This window comes from Cupriavidus laharis (assembly GCF_914271435.1).
Lineage (GTDB): Bacteria > Pseudomonadota > Gammaproteobacteria > Burkholderiales > Burkholderiaceae > Cupriavidus > Cupriavidus laharis.
Genome location: NZ_CAJZAI010000011.1, coordinates 73513 through 90405 on the forward strand (window position 1 = coordinate 73513; position 16893 = coordinate 90405).

Here is a 16893-nt window from a genome sequence, read left to right on the forward strand (position 1 = left end):
AATTGCACCAAAATCAAAGCCACCCCAGGCCGCGGCGCTGGCCGATCGGCTCGCGGTAGCCGAGCAGGCGCAACGCAAGGCGGCGGGCGACCTGGAGGCCGTGCAGGCGGAACTCGCCGCGGCACTGCGCCGGGCCGAGCGCGGCGAAGCGGAAGCGGCGCTCGCGCGCCAACTGCTGGCCACCTTGCGCGTCGCGCCGCGCGAACGCGACGGCGGTGGCGGTGGTGGAAGGCGGCGCAAGGGAGGCAGTTCGGCGGCGACCGCGCCGGAAGAGCAGGGCGACGGTCAGGGGGAAGCTCAACAGGATGAGCTGGGCGAAGAACAGGGCGACGAGCCGGGGGCGGCGCTACCCAACGATCAGGACGAAGGCAACGACAGTAGTGACGGCAGCGATGACAGCAAAGACTGAGCGGGCGGACGCGATCCGCTGGATCCAGGCGCAGATGGACGACGACGGGCAATCCCCCAAGCTTGCATCACATAAACGCCGATGGGTAAGTTCGAACGACACGCAAGAGACAAGGTCTCACCGTCCATGGGATAGGAAGCGTCTGCACGTGCAGTGACTTCAATGAAGGAGAACGAATTGGCCCCGAAGCAAGTGGTTGAACCCGTTGTCGCGAGCAATGCGACGGACGGACTTGGTCAGATGGAGCTTCCCATCGTTGAGGCGATGCGCGACGCGGATCTCGTCATTGGTGAAGCCAGTGGTGCAGGCGTCGGTAGTGGCAGCGATGACACTCAGGCCCGACGCATGGACTTCTGGTCGACAAGCCGGGATAGCGGCCCGACGGCGACCGTGTCATATCGGCGCCGGCGGCCTTACACAGCCCCGGACGCTTCAACGGAAGACGTGGCACCGGAAGCATCGATGGAAGCCACCGCCGCGGAAGCGTTGACTGAATCTGACGCGCCGGAAGCGCCCATTGAAGCCATGCCCTCGGAAGCGACCACTGAAGCCGTGGCCGAAGCTCCGGTTGAAGTCCTGGCCACGGACGAACCGACGGAAGCTGCCGCCCAGGACGAACTGACCGAAACGGCCGCCCCGGTAGCACCGCGTTACGCCCCAGCTCCGGAAGCTGTGCCGGAAGAGGTGCAGGCCCCGAAGCGCGGTCGGAAGCCGAAAGCGCTCACCGAAACTGCCGCTGCGGAAGCTGCGCCGGAAGCGATGCGGGCCCCGAAGCGCGGTGGGAAGCCGAAAGCGCTCACCGAAACTGCTGCTGCGGAAGCTGCGCCGGAAGAGACGCGGGCTCCGCAGCGCGGTCGGAAGCCGAAAGCGCTCACCGAAACTGCCGCCTCGGAAGCTGCGCCGGAGGAGACGCGGGCCCCAAAGCGCGGTCGGAAGCCGAAAATCCTAGCTGAAGTTGCCGCTCCGGAAGTCACGACTCAAGAGAACCCAACCCGGAAGCGCGGGCCGAAGCAGATAACACTGCCTGGAGTGGAGGCTGCCCCGGAAGCGCCGACTCAGAAGACGCGAACCCGGAAGCCGCGACAGGAGCAAAAAGCGCCTACCGCAACTCAAAGCCCGTCCCAATCCTCACTGCTCGCTCAACTGGCATCTGTCAATGCGCAACTTGAGCAGTTGCGAGCCACGGAAGTGCCAAAGGTCGTGGAGGAGATTCGGCAGTTGATGCAGGAGTACGACCTCAGCATTGAGGACATTGCGGGCAAGCCCAGTGTTGAGCCCGCTGCCCGCGCTGTTCCGACCAAGACGAAGGCCGCGCCGCCTCCGAGGTACCGCAACCCCAAGACGGGCCAGACCTGGTCGGGGCGCGGTCGGGCACCCGCGTGGATTGGCAAGAAGCCCGAGCGTTTCCTCATCGATCTCTTGTACTGAACGACAGGTTGGCGGGCACGGCCGGTTCGCCCCCCTTCTGACTAGCACACTCGGCAGGCCGGAAGTTCGGCGGCCACTGCGCAGGAAGCCCAAGGGGAAGAGCCGGGCAACGAGCCGGGGGCGGCGGCGATGCCTGGCAACCAGGACGAAGGCAACGACAGCAGTGACGGCAGCGATGACAGCAAAAACTGAGCGGGCGGACGCGATCCGCTGGATCCAGGCGCAGATGGACGACTACGGGCTCACCCTCGAAGAGCTCGACGCGGCGGGGTGCTTCGCGCCGCCACCGCCGCCTCCACCGCCCGCACCACCGGCGCCGGTGGTTTGCTACCGCAACGCGGAAGGGCTCACCTGGGACGGGCAGGGCGAGATGCCGTCGTGGCTCAAGCGGGCCGTCAATGCGGGGCAGAGCGTGGAGTTTTTCCGCGTGGGATAGGCCCGCCGATGCATTTGGCCCTCAGACCAACGGCGATCTGACGAGGGCTCACCGACACAACCAACGACGACCCATTTATGAAAGTACGCGTTTTTACCCTGTTGTGGGTCGCCGCCACGGCGAGCGGCGGCATGCTGCCACCCACGCCGGCACACGCCGGCGTGTTCGACGATGAGCAGGCGCGCAAAACGGTCATCAACCTGCGCGACCAGTTCAACAGCTTCCAGGCGACGGTTACCCAGCGCATTGAGCAGAACAGCCGCACCACACTCGACCTGCAGAACCAGCTCGAAGGCCTACGCCAGGAAGTCGCGCGACTACGCGGCCAGAACGAAGTGCTGCAGAACACGGTGGCGACGCTGCAGAAGCAGCAGAAGGACTACTACGCCGACCTGGATGCGCGCCTGAAGAAGTTCGAGCCGCAGCACGCTTCGGTCGAAGACCGCCAAGGCACGTCGCAGCCGGGCGAGAAGCCCGAATACGACGCCGCGCTCAAGCATTTCCAGGCGGGCGACTTCAAGAGCGCCGGGAATTCGTTCTCGTCGTTTATCAAGAAGTATCCGCAGAGCCCGTACCTGCCGCTGGCGCAGTACTGGCTCGGCAACTCGCTCTACGCGCAGCGCGACTATAAAGGATCCACCTGGATGCTGCAGAAAATGATCCATGCCAACCCGACGCATCCCAAGGTGCCGGACGCCATGATCGCAGTTGCCAATAATCAGCTCGAGTCCGGCCAGAAGGCTGCCGCGCGCAAAACGCTGGAACAGGTGGTGGCCAAGTATCCCGGTACCGAAGGCGCGCGTGCGGCGAACAACCGGTTGAAGACGCTGAAGTGAGTGGGGCGGCTTCCAGCCGACCGCACCACGCGCCGAAGGCCTGCTTTAGGCGGTGATCGTCCTTTTGCTGTAAATTGATACGATCGTGCTCCCAGATCTCTTGTGAATCAACGACTTGCGACAGAGTCGAAATTCTCGATAAAAGGGAAGTCGGAAAGCCTTGCTGCGGAGCGGCTTTTCCGGACGGTCACCGTATCAATCTGCAGCAAAAGGACGATCAACCCAACTACCAATGCTTGGGCTTCCTTAGGGTTCTAACGAATATAAGAGGGCAGAATTCCCTCACTCTTTGATGGCCTGCGGCTCCATGAAACGGAAACTAGGATTTCGCCATATCGAGACGGTCCACGCGATCGTGCTGACGGGGTCGGTGACAGGGGCAGCAGCGCGCCTGCATCTCACACAGCCCGCGATCAGCAACATCTTGCGGGACGCCGAAGAGCGCCTTGGCTTTGCGCTATTTGAGAGGCGTGGTGGACGCTTGTTACCGACACCCAGCGCAGATCAGTTGTTTGAGGAAATCGAGCGTTCCTTTATCGGATTGGACTCTATTAATGCCTGCTGTGAACGCATTCAACGCAACCAGCTAAGGCATCTGTCGGTTGCGTGCACCCCTGCCTTTGCTGCCGCCGTATTCCCGAGGCTGGCAGCCGCCTATATGCAGCGCTGCGCGGATGTATTTCTGTCAGTCCATTCTCGGGACGCGCATCACGTCGCCGCCTTAGTCAGTTCCCGAAAGGCCGACATTGGCTTCGCACTTGAGGTGCCGCCGGTGCCTGGCGTGGAGAGCGCGGTGATCGCCGAACTCCCGATACTGTGCTACCTGCCGCCCGGCCACCCGCTCGCACGACGGGATGAGGTTACCCCGGAGCAATTGCTCGGCGAGCCGATGATTTCCCTATCGAGTATCGAGGGTATCGAAGAGCTGGTGGGGGCCGCATTTGGAGACTGCGGGGCTACTCCGGTTCCGGTGGCGGAATGCCCGGCCGCCATCGCGGCCTGCGGCATGGTGGCGGGAGGGATTGGATTTACTCTGTTTGATTGTCTGCCGGCACAAATCTATGATCCCGCTCGCCTGAGCGTGAGGCGGTTCGCGGCGTCGCGCCGGTTGACGTACCGGGCATATTGGCCAAAATCCAAAACAGCGGATTTCGATCCCCAGCCGCTGGTCACGCTGGCGCGCGACATCATGGCAGAGATGGCGGCCAAGGACTTCTAGCGGAAGCGCGCCAGTCCATAGGGGGCAGGGTCTAATGGGGCGGGGCCGCCGGTTATGAGGTGGGTGATTAGCCGGCCGGTCATTGGCGCTCCGGTCAATCCGGTATGGCCGTGACCGCTCGCAATGTAAAGTCCCGGGTGAGTCGGTGCTTCGTCGATGATTGGCACGCTGTCTGGCGTAGAGGGACGAAGCCCAAACCATGTGCTGGCGCCCCTGGTAGCAATGCCTGGGAATAGGCTCTGAGCAGTAGCGAGGATCGCATCCGCCCGCCTTTCGTCGGGCGGATGCCTCAGGCCTGCGATTTCGACGGTGCCTGCAAAACGCAGCCCGCCGTCCATCGGGGTCACAGCAACTGCCTTGTCCTTGTAGATAAAAGGACAGGGAACGGTGACGCCGGGATCGGGGAGTTGCACATGGTAGCCGCGCTCCGCTTCGAGAGGCAGGCGGATACCGAGCGGTCGCAACAGCTCTCCGGAGAAGGCGCCGGCGGCAACGACCACGCGCTCCGCGCGGTCGTCACCAAGATTACTCCACAGCCGGAATCCGGTACCATCCGCTTGCAGCTTCACAATACGCCGTTGCAGGATGCGCCCCCCCTCGCGCTCGAACCGGGCGGCCAGCGCTCCAGTCAGGCGCTGCGGATCTAGTGTGTGCGCGTGCTTGGGGAAGCATATGCCGCCGCGCACGTGGCCAGCCAGGCTCGGCATCATCTCTCGGAGCCGTGCCTCGCTCAGGCTTTCGTACTTAACGTCCTGCTGCCGGCGCAATTCATCCACAAGCCGGTCGGCCCGAGATCGGCCCTTGCTGGCAGACCACAGATGTAGTTGCCCGCCGGTCCTGATCAGTTCGTCACAGCCGTCCTTACCTAGTAACTCGCGATAGGCCTCCAAGGCCGGCGCGTGCAGGGCACGTAGCGCGTGTGACGCATGAATCACGCGTTTGCGTTTGCTGGCGCGCAGCCATGCAAACAGCCATGGCGCAGCTCGAACTAGGTGCGGTGGATAGATTGCAAGCGGACCGCTGGGATCGAGTAGCCAGCGCGGCAGTTGCCATACCATGCCTGGTAGGGCGATCGGGATGCAGCTGTCGACGCTGATTAGCCCAGCATTGCCGTATGATGCACCGCCCCCGGGGGCGAGCGTATCGTAGATAGTTACCTCGCAGCCTGCGCGCCGTAGCCACAGTCCGGTACAGAGACCGATGATGCCTGCACCGACGATGGCGATCTTGCCAAGGCGACTCGCATTGGTGGGCGCTGAGGGTGTCGGAAGATACGGATAGGCGTGCATATGTGAATGCCAATAGGATTGGGCGGCAGGGCTCCGGACAGGGTCGACACTGCGCCGGCTCTTACTTCCATATTGCGCGCGCATGCGAGATCTGGCGATTTCGCATTCGTGATAGCGTATTTGCAATCGTGATTCGACAAGGTCCTCATTTGCCTCCGAAGATTCGCTAACGCGGCCCGGATCGCCGAGCGGCGGGCAGATGCCCCTCAGTTCAGCACGCGGCCGCAAATCAGCATCCAGACAACCGATAGGGGGAGCAAACATGTTGAGCGAAGCAAATCGAATTGGACGGCGGTGCGTCATTCGCGGCCTGGCAGGGATAGGCGCTTGGCTGGCAGTGGGCCTTTGCGCAACACAGTCTGCCCACGCCGAGGCGCCGGCTCGCTTTATCGTGCCCTTCCCGGCCGGTGGGGCCGCTGACGCCATGGCACGCGTGCTAGTGGAAAAGCTCAGGGTCGAGCTAAATCAGACTGTGATCGTGGAGAACCGCCCTGGTGCCAGCACGCGCGTGGCGGCGGAAGTGTTGAAGCAGGCGGTACCAGACGGGAATACGGTGCTGATGACCTTACACGACACGATGGTGATTGCGCCCCTTGTCTACAACAATCTTCGCTATGACCCCGACAAGGACTTCGCACCCATCACCGAAGTGGCTGCCCTCAACTATGGGCTGGCGGTTAGCGCAAGCTCGCCATATCGGAACTTGGCTGAATACGTCAAGGCGGCAAAAACCGACCGGAACGTGGCGACAGTCGGCGTGTCCGGGCTTGGCTCCGCTCTGCACTTTGTTGCATTCGAGTTCACGAGGCGTTCGGGGGCCGATATCTCCATCGTGCCGTTCCAGGGTGGCCCGGCGATGGTGACCAACTTGGTCGGCAATCAGATCGGTTCGGCGGTCGATGGGCTCGGCGTGTTTGTAGAGCAGCATCGAGCGAACAAGGTCCGTGTGTTGGCTGTGTCGGGCAAACAGCGAAGCAGCCAGCTTCCCGATGTTCCAACCTTCAGTGAACAGGGATACTCCTCGCTGGTTGTGGGTTCGGGTTATTCGCTCTATGCGCCAGCCGGAACGCCACCAGCAAAGGTATCACGCTGGAACGCAGCAATGCGCAAGGTCCTAGCCATGCCGGATGTTAAAAGTCGAATTCAGAACATTGGATACGAGCCCCTGCCCGGTTCGACACCGGCGGAGGTCACCCAGCAACAGAGGCGGTTGGTGGAATACTGGGCTCCCATCGTCCAATCCGTGGGCTTCAAAGGCGACTGAGACTGCGAGGAAACGTGGCAGGTGATGCGCCATGTCGCGCCGTGGACAATGCATCAAAGCTGGCCAATGACCGGGTCCCGCAGCGGCCGAATTGCCTGAAATGCTGGTTCCGGTGCTCCCGCATTCCACCTCTGTCCTTCAACTCCGGGGACATCACGGCGGCGGCGGGGCGGGGGGCACGGTCACTGAGCTGTGTCGCCTCGCTTCTTGAACGCCGCCACCACTCTTTCGTTCAGGCCCAACCGGTAGAGTGTCGCGCCCACTTGGATCAACAAGGCCCGTTCTTTCCCCGCGATCGCTGGATCGGCCAACAGCACCGCCAAGCCGGCAATCGCGTCGTCGATCTCCAATTCCGTCGCGTCATCCAGCGCAAGGCGCTCGAAGTCTCGTATCACGTCATCTGGGTCCATCGTGGCTCCATGTTGCTTCTTGCGCCAGTCTAGCCGACGACGCGGTCGTCCGTGAGCGTGCGGATCAGATCTGCTGAGTCCAGGCCCAAATGGCCGACTACGGGCTGACCATGGAGGACCTGGAAGCGGCAGGGTGCTTCGATCCGCCGTCCCCTCCGCCACCGCCGCTACCCGCACCAGCGCTAGTGGTTTGCTACCGCAACGCTGCGGGGCAGAGTTGGGACGGGCAGGGCGAGATGCCGGACTGGCTGCGGCGGGCAATCAATGCGGGGGCAGTCGGTGGAGTTTGGGGTCGGATAGTCGCCGGGTTCGCCGCTTGCCGCTGCCCGCGCATTCCGGAGCACCTCCCTTGCGCTATCATCCGGCCCATCTGGGGTAATCGTCCTTTTCTTGCCGATTGATACGGTTATCACAACCAGCCCCGAGTCCCCTGTTGGCGTGGCGTTGCAGCCCATTCGTTGACGTTATTGCGGCCATCCGAGCACTTGTCGTACAGTTTTGACCCGAACGACACCCAAAAAAGTGCAGATGTCGGCATTTGCGTATCGCTACGTTGGCAGGGAAGAGTTGCCTGCCCGCTTGACAGAATTTGACCTGCAGCAGTTTTTTCAGCTCACCAGTGCTGACATCGCGGCAATACGGGAGCGGTTTCGGGCCGACAGATTCGCCGCGGTCGGCCTGCAGCTCGTTTGCCTCCGGGCCTTCGGTCGGCCGTTGGACCGGTTTGCTGTCGTTCCGCGCAATCTCCTTCAGTACGTGTGCGAAGCTTTCTCCGCGCCGTTGCTGTCGATTGCCAGCCTGAAGTCACTGTACCAACGACGTCCGACGTTGTACGAGCATCAGCAATGGGTCAAGGAGCACCTTGGCATCAAGCCGTTTGATGTCACCAGCCAGACCGCTTTGCAAGAGATGCTCCGCGTACAAGCTGCCGCTGCGGCAGACGTGGATGAGCTTGTCACCACTGCTCAGCGATGGCTATACGATCGCTGCCGCCTCATTCCCGGCCAGCGCCAGATCACCAACTTGGCACGGCATGCATTTTCCAGCTACGAGGCGCAAATGCTCGCAGTGGTCAACCGCGCAGTGTCGGTGGCCACGCTGCAGCAATGCATGGAATCCGTCCGCAGTCCACGGGCTGACGGCTCTGCAACGCACCTCGAGTGGATCAAGGCGCCTTCCAGACGCAACGGCCCGAAGAACCTCGCTGAAACGCTGGACAAGATCCGCTACCTGAAGTCCCTCGCTGTGCACGAGTGGAATCTGGATGACATCGCTTTGCCCAAACTGCGTGCCTATGCGCAGAAGGTGCAAGCAAGGCGTCCGGCCAAGACCAAAACACTGAAGGAGAGCACCCAGGCGCTTGAACTGGTGTGCTTTCTACGGATGAGTTTGCTGGAACTCACCGATATCGCGATGCACCAGGCCAGCCGACGCAGCCAGGATCTGTTCCGACGCGCGGCCAGCACGGCGCAGTCGACGCACACCCGCTCCGCCGTGGAAGACAGGCAGCAGGCGCTCAAGGCCAAGGCCGTCCTGCAAGACAAGAGCAAGCCGACCGAGCAGCGAGTGGATGAAGCCCTGGAGCACCTGGCCGTCGTCACCGACGCGGCGCATTCGAGCTTTGCGTCACACGTGCGCGCGGCGCTGACCGGTGACCATCAGCGGATTCACGCTCTGCTGTCGGGCCTGGAAGGCCTGGAATTCGGCGGCAGGGAAGACGATCCCGGCTTTGCGAACCTCAAGACGTGGCGCGACCTGCAGACACGGAAGATCAACGCTCTGCCAGAAGACTTTTCGGAGACCGGCGTTGGCACGGCGTGGCATGACCTCGTCCATGATCCTGACCCAAAGCGCGGCTATCAGGCCTTCTCTGCCTGCACGATGATGTCGCTACGAAATAGCCTGCGTCGGGGCAGCGTATGGATTGACCACTCGATGCGCTTTCGTGATGCCGACCAAATGCTCATCCCTGCCAAGGAGTGGGAGCGCGACCGTGTCAAGTATCTCGGGTTATTGGGCCTGCCAGCGGCGGCTGATACCTTCATCGAACAGCTACTGGATACGCTTCGTGCTGGTGTGGCTGCGGTGGCCGAGGCCTCCGCTAAAGGCAAGATCGAAATTGGAGACGACCGCATGCTTCACCTGCCGGCGATTGTGGCGCTGGAGCAGGACGATGAGCCGCGCCGCACGCGCGACTTGATCTACAAGACAATCGGCGAAGTGCAGTTCCCAGACCTATTGTTGGAGGTCGACGCCGCGACCAATTTTAGCGAGGTGCTGCTCGGGCACCGGGCGAAGTCCGTGGCCGAACTGCTGTCGACCTACGCGGCCTTGCTCGCCCATGGCACCGAGATCGATGCCAAGGGCATTGCTGCGATGATTCCCGGCATCGACACCGCCCAGGTGTCACTTGCCATGCGAGGATTGGAGACCCATGGCCGTTTGCGCCGGGCCAACGAGGTGGTGGCTGAATTTCAAGGAAAGATCCCATTAGCCACGCACTGGGGCACCGGAAAGAAGGCATCGGCCGACATGATGTCACTGGACGTTTCACGACATCTGTGGATCGCTCGTGTTGATCCGCGTCGACGCACCTACGCGACCGGCATCTACACCCACGTGCTCGACAAGTGGGGCATCGTCTATGACCAACCGATCGTCTTGAACGAGCGTCAGGCAGGGGTTGCCATCGAAGGCGTAGAGCAACACAATCGCAGCGAGGACCGTATCCGCCTGTCGTTACTGGCAGTGGATACCCACGGCTACACGAACAGCGCGATGGCCCTGGCCAAGGGCCTGAGTTTCGATCTATGCCCGCGGCTGCGCGATCTGGCAGAGCGCAAGCTGTACTTGCCAGCAGAGTTCAAAGTGCCGGAATGCATCGAGCGTATCACCACGAAGCGCTTGTCCTTGAGAGCCATACGCCTGGGTTGGGATGATTTTCTACGGGTGCTGGCATCGATCCGCATCGGCCGCATTAGCGCAGAGCTCGCCATGCAACGTTTGGGCAGCGCCGCCCGGACCAACAAGGCGCACAAAGCTGCCGAGCATCTCGGCCGGCTGTTGCGTAGCATCTTCCTCTGCGATTACGTGACCATTGAAGACTTCCGCCGTGAAATCCATACGTTGCTCAGCCGAGGGGAATCGGTGCACCAGTTGCAGCGCGCGATCCATGCTGGCCGGGTACCACACGAACGCGGCCGGCGAGGCGATGAGATGACGGCGATCTCGGGGGCGCACGCGCTTCTGACCAACGTCGTTCTGGCGTGGAATACCAACCGCATGAACGATGTCGTCGAGCGACTTCGCAAGGGGGGCACGAACATCGAGGACGCTTGGCTGCGCCGCATGGGGCCGGGGCATTCCGGGCACATCAACTTCCGGGGGATCCTCAGCTTCGGTGTCGAGCGCTACATTGACTCGCTGATCCAAGGCAGTGGCGCAACAACCCGACAGGCTATGGCATAACTGCCATCGAACGCCGCAGAGCAAAATCTGCCACAGATTGGCACCGCGGTGGCTCGAGACCGAAATACGGCAGTACCTTCGCAGCGGCAGCTACGACAGCAGTTTCGCAGGCTGGCCAGGCATACTTTGGCGAGACAGTGCCTGCCAACCGCGTGTCAATCCGCAAAGAAAGGTCGGTGCAGCGCGAAACAGAGGATCGCTAAGTCATTGTTTCATAATGTTTTTTCAACCCTGACCGTATCAATCTGCACGAAAAGGACGATTACCCCATGACAGCACAGCGGACGTTCACGGACGAGATAGCCAATGGCTGAGACTGGCCGGGAGCGGCCCAATGGTGCTCCCGGACTGAGTGTGGGAGCGGGGCTGCAAGCGCAATCTAGCCGGGTTGCAAATGCTCATGCCACGCAGCCAGCCAAGCTAGCTACAGTTCAGCGCATCGGCTGCGAAATCGCCCACAGGCCATCGAACATTGCCGCATATAGGGTGGCGAAATCGTGGCTCTGGATGATGAGGCCATAGTCTTCTCGCTTGGAGGACAGCATGACAACTTTGTCGTCGTAGACATAGGTCGTCATCGCAAGCGTGATGTGCTCGGGGGCGTATCGCAGCTCGCGCAATTGCTGATCGGCGTGCGGCCACAGAGCATCGATGTCTTGCGACGACGAGCGAAGCACGTGCAGTCGGATGCCTGCCTGCACGCGCTTGGCGATGTATTCATCCATGACCACGCTGCCGACTGACTCCAGCAACTGAGCAGCGGATAACACACCGCGCAAATGCTTCGACTGGGCCGTCAGGGTGTCCCACAGTACGGTGCGCACAGCATCCTGTCCTTCGTAGAAGCGGATCTCTGGTTTGGTGCGGGAACTGTTGTACAGCGAGCGCAGTTGCGGCATCAATTCGGCCAGCGTGCGCTGCCGCGCTTCCAGCCGTCGCATCAGTACATTGGGATCCTCCGGCACGACGAAGCGCTTGTCCTCCCGGTCCACCAGCCGCACCAATCCTTCTTCCTGGAGCCGCTCGATCACGCTGTACGCCGTGGTGCGGCCGAGGCCGGCCCGGGTGGCAACCTGGTTGACGGGGGCTTCGCCGAGCTCCAGCGATGCCATGTAGGCGTTGTACAGCTTGCCCCGGATTCCAAGCTGATGCATCGCGAGTTCTAGCTCCATGATTGTCCTTTGTTTTTGACAAACTCTATATTAACAAACAAAAAAATATTATAAATCAATGTATTACGTAGTCCAGTGTTTTCGACAACGTCGTTGACACTGACTCGGGTGCTGGCCATAATTTGCGGCATGCCAGGTGTCCGCCGCGATGCGGGCGCCACGATAGGAGACAAGACCATGACCCTCTCGCCGCCAAGGCCGGGATGACTTTCCTCGCCCGGTAGCAATCCGCCCACGCCCCTTGCCCGGATCGATGGGCCGCACCCGCACCACATCGTTGCCATTTCGCCTTCGCCTCGCGCAGGGCGTGGAGATGCTCGTCCCTGCGCACGCAGTCGACGGATTCTCCGGAATGGCACGCCCCCCATGGAATCGAAGGAGCATATCCCCTTGGAACAGAACGACAAGCTCTGGAGCCTCATCGAGCAACGACTCGAGGCCTCGCCCGACGCCACCGCCGTCATCGAGGGCGAGCGCGCCATCACCGTTTCGCAATTCCACGCGCAGTGCGGGCATGCCTTGGCATGGCTGCAGGCGCAGGGCGTGCGCCGCGGCGACCGGGTCGCGGTCTGGCTGGTGAACCGCACTGAATGGCTAGTGCTGCTGTTCGCGCTGGCGCGCCTGGGCGCCGTGCTCGTTTCGGTCAACACGCGCTATCGCAGCGAGGAGGTCAGCCACATTCTCGGCAAGAGCGGGGCCCGACTCTTGGTCTGCCAGCCGGGCTTCCGCAAGATCAACTTCGCCGAGATCCTGCGCGGCATTGCTCCCGATGCACTGCCGGCGCTAGAGGGCATCGTAGTCGTCGATGCCGGCGACGACACCTCCGACACGCTTCTCGGGCGTCCCATTGCCCGCTTTCCGAGACATGATGGCGCCGCCTCCGCGGAGACCGCGTTTGCAGCGGACAGCTCCGACTCCGGAGAGGCGGTCATCTTGTTCACGACGTCGGGCACAACCAAAGGACCCAAGCTGGTTATGCACCCGCAGCGCACGCTGGTCGACCACGCCCGCCGCTGCGCTTGTGCCTACGGGCTGGACCAGCCAGGCGCGGTCATGCTGGCGATGCTGCCGTTCTGCGGCGTATTCGGCTTGAATGGAGTGCTGGCGGCGTTCGCCGCCGGCGCGCCGGCCGTGCTGATGGACGCCTTCGACGGCGAGGCCGCTGCGGCCCTGGCGCAGCGCCATCGCGCTACCCACACGTTCGGCAGCGACGAAATGTACCAGCGCATGGCTGAGGCAGCTAAGGGCGAGCGGCCTTTTCCCGCGGCGCGGTTCTTCGGCTTTGGCGCCTTTACTTCGAGCTTTGGCGAGTACGCGCGCCACGCGTGGTCGCGAGGCATTCCGCTGGTTGGACTCTACGGCAGCAGCGAGGTGCTGGCCTTGTTCGCCGGACAGCCGCTGGAACTGCCGCTCGATGCACGCCTTGAGGGTGGCGGCCGGCCGGTGGCCGCAGCGCTGGCGAAAGTGCGCGTGCGGGACACGGAGAGCGGCGAGCTGCTGCCGCCCGGGCTCTCGGGGGAGCTGGAGATCCGCGCCCCGAGCAATTTCCTGGGTTACTTCAATGACCCACAGGCCACGGCGGCCGCAGTGCTTCCGGACGGCTTCTTCCGCACGGGCGACCTTGGCCACCTGCGCGAAGACGGTACCTTTGTCTACGAGACTCGCATGGGAGACGCGATACGTCTGGGCGGTTTCCTGGTCAACCCGGTCGAGATCGAGGCGGTGCTCAAGCGCTTCGACAGCGTGGCCGACGCGCAGGTCGTCGCGGTAGAGATCGAAGGCCGCACGCGCGTGGTGGCGTTTGTCGTGCCGAGTCCTGGGAGCATGCCGGTGGGGGCCGACCTCATCGCGCAGGTGGGCGCGCAGACGGCGTCCTTCAAGGTGCCGGCGCGCATTTGGTTCGTCGACGAGTACCCGGTTACGCAGAGCTCAAACGGCGTCAAGACGCAACGCAACAAGCTGCGCGACATGGCCATCGAGCGCCTGGCGCGGGGCTGAACGCGCCGCATGCACACGCACCGCAGATTCCAAGGAAACATCATGTCCCATTCCTACTACTTCGAAGACTTCGAGGTCGGCCAGGTTTTCGAAAGCACGGCCAGGACCGTCACCGAAACCGATCTGACCATGTTCTCCATGCTATCCGGTGACTGGAACCCGATTCATGCCGACGCCGAGTTCGCCGCCCAGTCCCGTTACGGCCAGCGCGTGGTGCACGGCACGCTCGGCATTGCGATGGCCACCGGGATGATGCACCAGCTCGGCATCTTCGAGCGCACCGTGGTGGCCATGATGTCGCTCGGCAACTGGCGGTTCGTCGCTCCCATGCTCGTCGGCCAGACATTGCATCTGCGCCTGGGCATCCTGGAGAAGGAGGCCGGCACGAGCCGCCGCGTCGGGCGCATCAACCGCAGCCTGCAATTGCTCGACCAGCATGGCGCACTGGTGCAGGACGGCGTCAGCGACGTACTGGTGCTCAAGCGCAGCGCGGCCTGACGCCGGCGCGGACATGAACAACGACAACAGGAGACATCCATGCACAGCATGACCAGCTTTTTTACCGAACTGATGCGCAGGTACCTGCCCGATCCCTTCGTTTTCGCGATCGGGCTGACCATCCTCACCATGGGGCTGGCCATCGTGGTTGAGCAGCAGAGCGTGGCCACGACGATCGATAACTGGGGCGCGGGCTTCTGGAACCTGCTCGGCTTCACCACGCAGATGGCCGTTATCCTTGTCATGGGATATGTGCTGGCGCGCGCGCCGCTGGTCGACGCGCTATTGTCGGCCCTGGTCAGCCAGGTACAGCGCCCGGCCACCGCGGTCGTGGTTGCCACGCTGGTCGGCGGCGTGGCCAGCTACATCAATTGGGGATTCGGGCTGGTGGTCGGCGGCATCGTTGCCAAGAAGCTCGCCCTGAAGCTGCGAGACGTACACTACCCGCTGATCATCGCCTCGGCCTACAGTGGCTTCACGCTCTACGGCATCGGCCTGTCGGCGACGATTCCGATCGTGATTTCCAGCAAGGGGCACGCGCTGGCCGACGCGATGGGTGTCATTCCGCTGCGCGAGACCATCTTCTCCGCGCCCATGCTGTTGGCTGGCCTGGCGCTGCTGATCACGCTGCCCGTTCTGAACGTCATGATGCTGCCCCGCCGCGCTGACCAGGTGGTGCCGATCGATCCTGCGCTGGCGCCGGCCGAGCAGGGAGCCGCTGGTGCGCCGGCAGCGGCCTCCGCAGGCGGTAAGACGCTAGCCAGCCGCCTCAACGACAGCCGTCTGCTCAGCCTGGCCATCGGTGCCGTGGCGGCGGTCTATCTCTATCGCTACTTCGCGGCCGGCAAGGCGTTCGACGTCAACATCATCAATTTCGTCATCCTGTTCGCGGGCATTGTGCTGCTCGGCACGCCCGCGCGCTATGTCGAGATGCTGAACGAGGGCATCAAGGCCGTCGGCGGCGTGATTCTCCAGTACCCGTTCTATGCGGGCCTGATGGCGATCATGGCCGGCAGTGGGCTGGTCGAGAGTATCTCGCACGCCTTCGTCGACATTTCCACGCCGCACACGCTGACGCTGTGGGGCATCGTCAGCTCGTTTCTGATCAACTTCTTCGCGCCCTCGGCGGGGGGGCATTGGGTGGTGCAGGGTCCCTTCATGATCGCGGCAGCGCATTCGCTCGGCGCGCCGCTGAACCAGACGGCGATGGCTGTGATGCTGGGCAATGCCTGGAATGATCTGGTTCAGCCGTTCTGGCTGCTGCCGGCTCTGGCCCTGTCGCGCTTGCACCTGAAGGACATCATGGGCTACACCGTTGTCCACATGCTGTGGGTCGGGGCTGTGTACAGCGTTACCTTGTTGATCTGGGCGCGCCTCGGCTGAGTCCAGGCTTCCTTGACGCTCCCGATCGCCTGCTTCCATGCAGCCGTCGCGAGACCCACACCTTTTTCGAAACCACCATGTCTCAGATTTCCCACATCCCACCCGTCCTGCGAGAGCTTGCGTTGCCCGTGATTGCCTCGCCGATGTTCACTGTCAGCTACCCGGAACTGGTGCTGGCGCAATGCAAGGCCGGCATCGTCGGTTCGTTTCCGGCCCTCAACGCTCGCCGGCCCGAGCTGCTCGATGCCTGGCTTGGCGACATGAAGCGGGAACTGGACGCCTTCAAGGCATCCAACCCCGGTGCTACCGTCGGTCCGATCGCTGTCAACCAAATCGTTCATGCCTCCAACGTTCGGCTCGAACAGGACGTCGAGACCTGCATCAAGCATAAGGTTCCGATCCTGATCACCTCGCTGCGCGCGCCCGTGCGCGAGATCATCGATGCCGTGCACGCGTATGGCGGCATCGTGTTGCACGATGTCATCAACCTGCGCCATGCGCGCAAGGCACTGGAAGCGGGAGTCGATGGCCTCATCGTGGTGGCTGCCGGTGCAGGCGGCCATGGCGGCAAGCTATCGCCGATGGCGCTGGTAGGCGAGGTCCGGCGCATCTTCCAGGGTCCGGTCGCGCTGTCTGGCGCGATTGCGACGGGCGACGCCATCCTGGCGGCACAGGCGATGGGCGCCGACTTCGCCTACATCGGAACCCGCTTCATTGCCAGCGAGGAAGCCAATGCCAGCGATGCCTACAAGCAGGCGCTGCTGCGTGCCAGTGCAGCCGATATTGTCTACACCAATTTGTTCTCCGGCGTCCACGGCAACTATGTCCGCGAGAGCATCGAGCTGGCCGGGCTCGATCCTGACCGCCTCGACGTTGCCGACAAGAGCCTGATGAGCTTCACGGACGGGCGCTCGAAGGCCAAGGCGTGGAAGGACATCTGGGGCGCGGGGCACGGCGTGGGACAGATCGGCGATCTGCCTCCGGTGCGCGAGATCGTTGCGCGCCTTGCGACCGAGTATCTACAGGCGAGAATCCGCATCGCCGCACTATAGGCACGTCGCCGCTGCTGTACAGCACGCTCGC

Annotated in this window: 13 protein-coding genes and 2 pseudogenes; 12 read left to right on the forward strand and 3 right to left on the reverse strand. The window is 62.7% G+C overall.

All coding sequences use genetic code 11. The features are described from left to right. Positions 1–25: 25 nt before the first annotated feature. From LDO29_RS20395 to LDO29_RS20415, 5 genes and pseudogenes are all read left to right on the forward strand, one after another. Positions 26–409: pseudogene (locus LDO29_RS20395) on the forward strand (DNA-binding protein); the annotation flags it as partial. 162 nt (positions 410–571) lie between these two features. Next, a complete protein-coding gene (locus tag LDO29_RS20400; protein ID WP_224081572.1) occupies positions 572–1837 on the forward strand; it encodes an H-NS histone family protein in 1266 nt (421 codons plus the stop codon). Positions 1838–2012: 175 nt separating this feature from the next. Further along, positions 2013–2273, forward strand: a complete 261-nt coding sequence (locus LDO29_RS20405; RefSeq protein WP_224081573.1) for an H-NS histone family protein — start codon at positions 2013–2015, stop codon at positions 2271–2273. 77 nt (positions 2274–2350) lie between these two features. After that, on the forward strand, positions 2351–3109 hold the full coding sequence (gene ybgF / locus LDO29_RS20410; RefSeq protein ID WP_224081574.1) for a tol-pal system protein YbgF: 759 nt from the start codon (positions 2351–2353) through the stop codon (positions 3107–3109). 307 nt (positions 3110–3416) lie between these two features. Next, positions 3417–4328, forward strand: coding sequence for a LysR substrate-binding domain-containing protein (locus tag LDO29_RS20415; RefSeq protein WP_224081575.1), 912 nt, complete (start codon positions 3417–3419; stop codon positions 4326–4328). On the opposite strand, the gene LDO29_RS20420 is transcribed toward LDO29_RS20415, so the two are convergent. Continuing rightward, positions 4325–5617 (reverse strand): NAD(P)/FAD-dependent oxidoreductase, encoded by a 1293-nt coding sequence (locus tag LDO29_RS20420; RefSeq protein ID WP_224081576.1) that lies wholly within the window; start codon positions 5615–5617, stop codon positions 4325–4327. The genes LDO29_RS20415 and LDO29_RS20420 overlap by 4 nt on opposite strands. Before the next feature lie 262 nt (positions 5618–5879). Between LDO29_RS20420 and LDO29_RS20425 the strand changes: the two genes are divergently transcribed. After that, positions 5880–6881, forward strand: a complete 1002-nt coding sequence (locus tag LDO29_RS20425; RefSeq protein WP_224081577.1) for a tripartite tricarboxylate transporter substrate-binding protein — start codon at positions 5880–5882, stop codon at positions 6879–6881. Between the two features lie 182 nt (positions 6882–7063). Here LDO29_RS20425 and LDO29_RS20430 read toward each other — a convergent pair whose 3' ends face one another. Then, positions 7064–7291 (reverse strand): hypothetical protein, encoded by a 228-nt coding sequence (locus tag LDO29_RS20430; protein ID WP_224081578.1) that lies wholly within the window; start codon positions 7289–7291, stop codon positions 7064–7066. Between the two features lie 89 nt (positions 7292–7380). Between LDO29_RS20430 and LDO29_RS20435 the strand changes: the two are divergent. Next, positions 7381–7591 (forward strand): annotated as a pseudogene (locus tag LDO29_RS20435) (H-NS family nucleoid-associated regulatory protein). A 228-nt stretch (positions 7592–7819) separates the two neighbouring features. Further along, positions 7820–10759 carry a Tn3 family transposase gene (locus LDO29_RS20440; protein WP_224081579.1) on the forward strand — a complete coding sequence of 980 codons (2940 nt, stop codon included), beginning with the start codon at positions 7820–7822 and terminating at the stop codon, positions 10757–10759. Positions 10760–11190: 431 nt separating this feature from the next. Here the strand turns inward: LDO29_RS20440 and LDO29_RS20445 are convergent, their stop codons facing one another. Then, positions 11191–11931 (reverse strand): TrmB family transcriptional regulator, encoded by a 741-nt coding sequence (locus LDO29_RS20445; RefSeq protein ID WP_020201291.1) that lies wholly within the window; start codon positions 11929–11931, stop codon positions 11191–11193. 390 nt (positions 11932–12321) lie between these two features. Here LDO29_RS20445 and LDO29_RS20450 point away from each other — a divergent pair, with 390 nt between their 5' ends. The 4 genes from LDO29_RS20450 to LDO29_RS20465 all read left to right on the forward strand — a co-directional run bounded on the left by LDO29_RS20450 (position 12322) and on the right by LDO29_RS20465 (position 16862). Next, positions 12322–13929 carry an AMP-binding protein gene (locus LDO29_RS20450; protein WP_224081580.1) on the forward strand — a complete coding sequence of 536 codons (1608 nt, stop codon included), beginning with the start codon at positions 12322–12324 and terminating at the stop codon, positions 13927–13929. Between the two features lie 42 nt (positions 13930–13971). Then, the gene (locus tag LDO29_RS20455; protein WP_224081581.1) at positions 13972–14427 is read left to right on the forward strand and encodes a MaoC family dehydratase; all 456 of its coding nucleotides are present in this window, start codon (positions 13972–13974) and stop codon (positions 14425–14427) included. Positions 14428–14466: 39 nt separating this feature from the next. Next, a complete protein-coding gene (locus LDO29_RS20460; protein ID WP_224081582.1) occupies positions 14467–15810 on the forward strand; it encodes a short-chain fatty acid transporter in 1344 nt (447 codons plus the stop codon). A gap of 77 nt (positions 15811–15887) precedes the next feature. Next, a complete protein-coding gene (locus LDO29_RS20465) occupies positions 15888–16862 on the forward strand; it encodes an NAD(P)H-dependent flavin oxidoreductase (RefSeq protein ID WP_224081583.1) in 975 nt (324 codons plus the stop codon). Positions 16863–16893: the final 31 nt, after the last annotated feature.

Coding starts and splice junctions, on each gene's coding strand:
- LDO29_RS20440 (WP_224081579.1), top strand. CDS start 7,820: ATGTCGGCATTTGCGTATCGCTACGTTGGCAGGGAAGAGTTGCCTGCC.
- LDO29_RS20445 (WP_020201291.1), bottom strand. CDS start 11,931: ATGGAGCTAGAACTCGCGATGCATCAGCTTGGAATCCGGGGCAAGCTG.
- LDO29_RS20430 (WP_224081578.1), bottom strand. CDS start 7,291: ATGGACCCAGATGACGTGATACGAGACTTCGAGCGCCTTGCGCTGGAT.
- LDO29_RS20415 (WP_224081575.1), top strand. CDS start 3,417: ATGAAACGGAAACTAGGATTTCGCCATATCGAGACGGTCCACGCGATC.
- LDO29_RS20460 (WP_224081582.1), top strand. CDS start 14,467: ATGCACAGCATGACCAGCTTTTTTACCGAACTGATGCGCAGGTACCTG.
- ybgF (WP_224081574.1), top strand. CDS start 2,351: ATGAAAGTACGCGTTTTTACCCTGTTGTGGGTCGCCGCCACGGCGAGC.
- LDO29_RS20465 (WP_224081583.1), top strand. CDS start 15,888: ATGTCTCAGATTTCCCACATCCCACCCGTCCTGCGAGAGCTTGCGTTG.
- LDO29_RS20400 (WP_224081572.1), top strand. CDS start 572: ATGAAGGAGAACGAATTGGCCCCGAAGCAAGTGGTTGAACCCGTTGTC.
- LDO29_RS20425 (WP_224081577.1), top strand. CDS start 5,880: ATGTTGAGCGAAGCAAATCGAATTGGACGGCGGTGCGTCATTCGCGGC.
- LDO29_RS20405 (WP_224081573.1), top strand. CDS start 2,013: ATGACAGCAAAAACTGAGCGGGCGGACGCGATCCGCTGGATCCAGGCG.
- LDO29_RS20420 (WP_224081576.1), bottom strand. CDS start 5,617: ATGCACGCCTATCCGTATCTTCCGACACCCTCAGCGCCCACCAATGCG.
- LDO29_RS20455 (WP_224081581.1), top strand. CDS start 13,972: ATGTCCCATTCCTACTACTTCGAAGACTTCGAGGTCGGCCAGGTTTTC.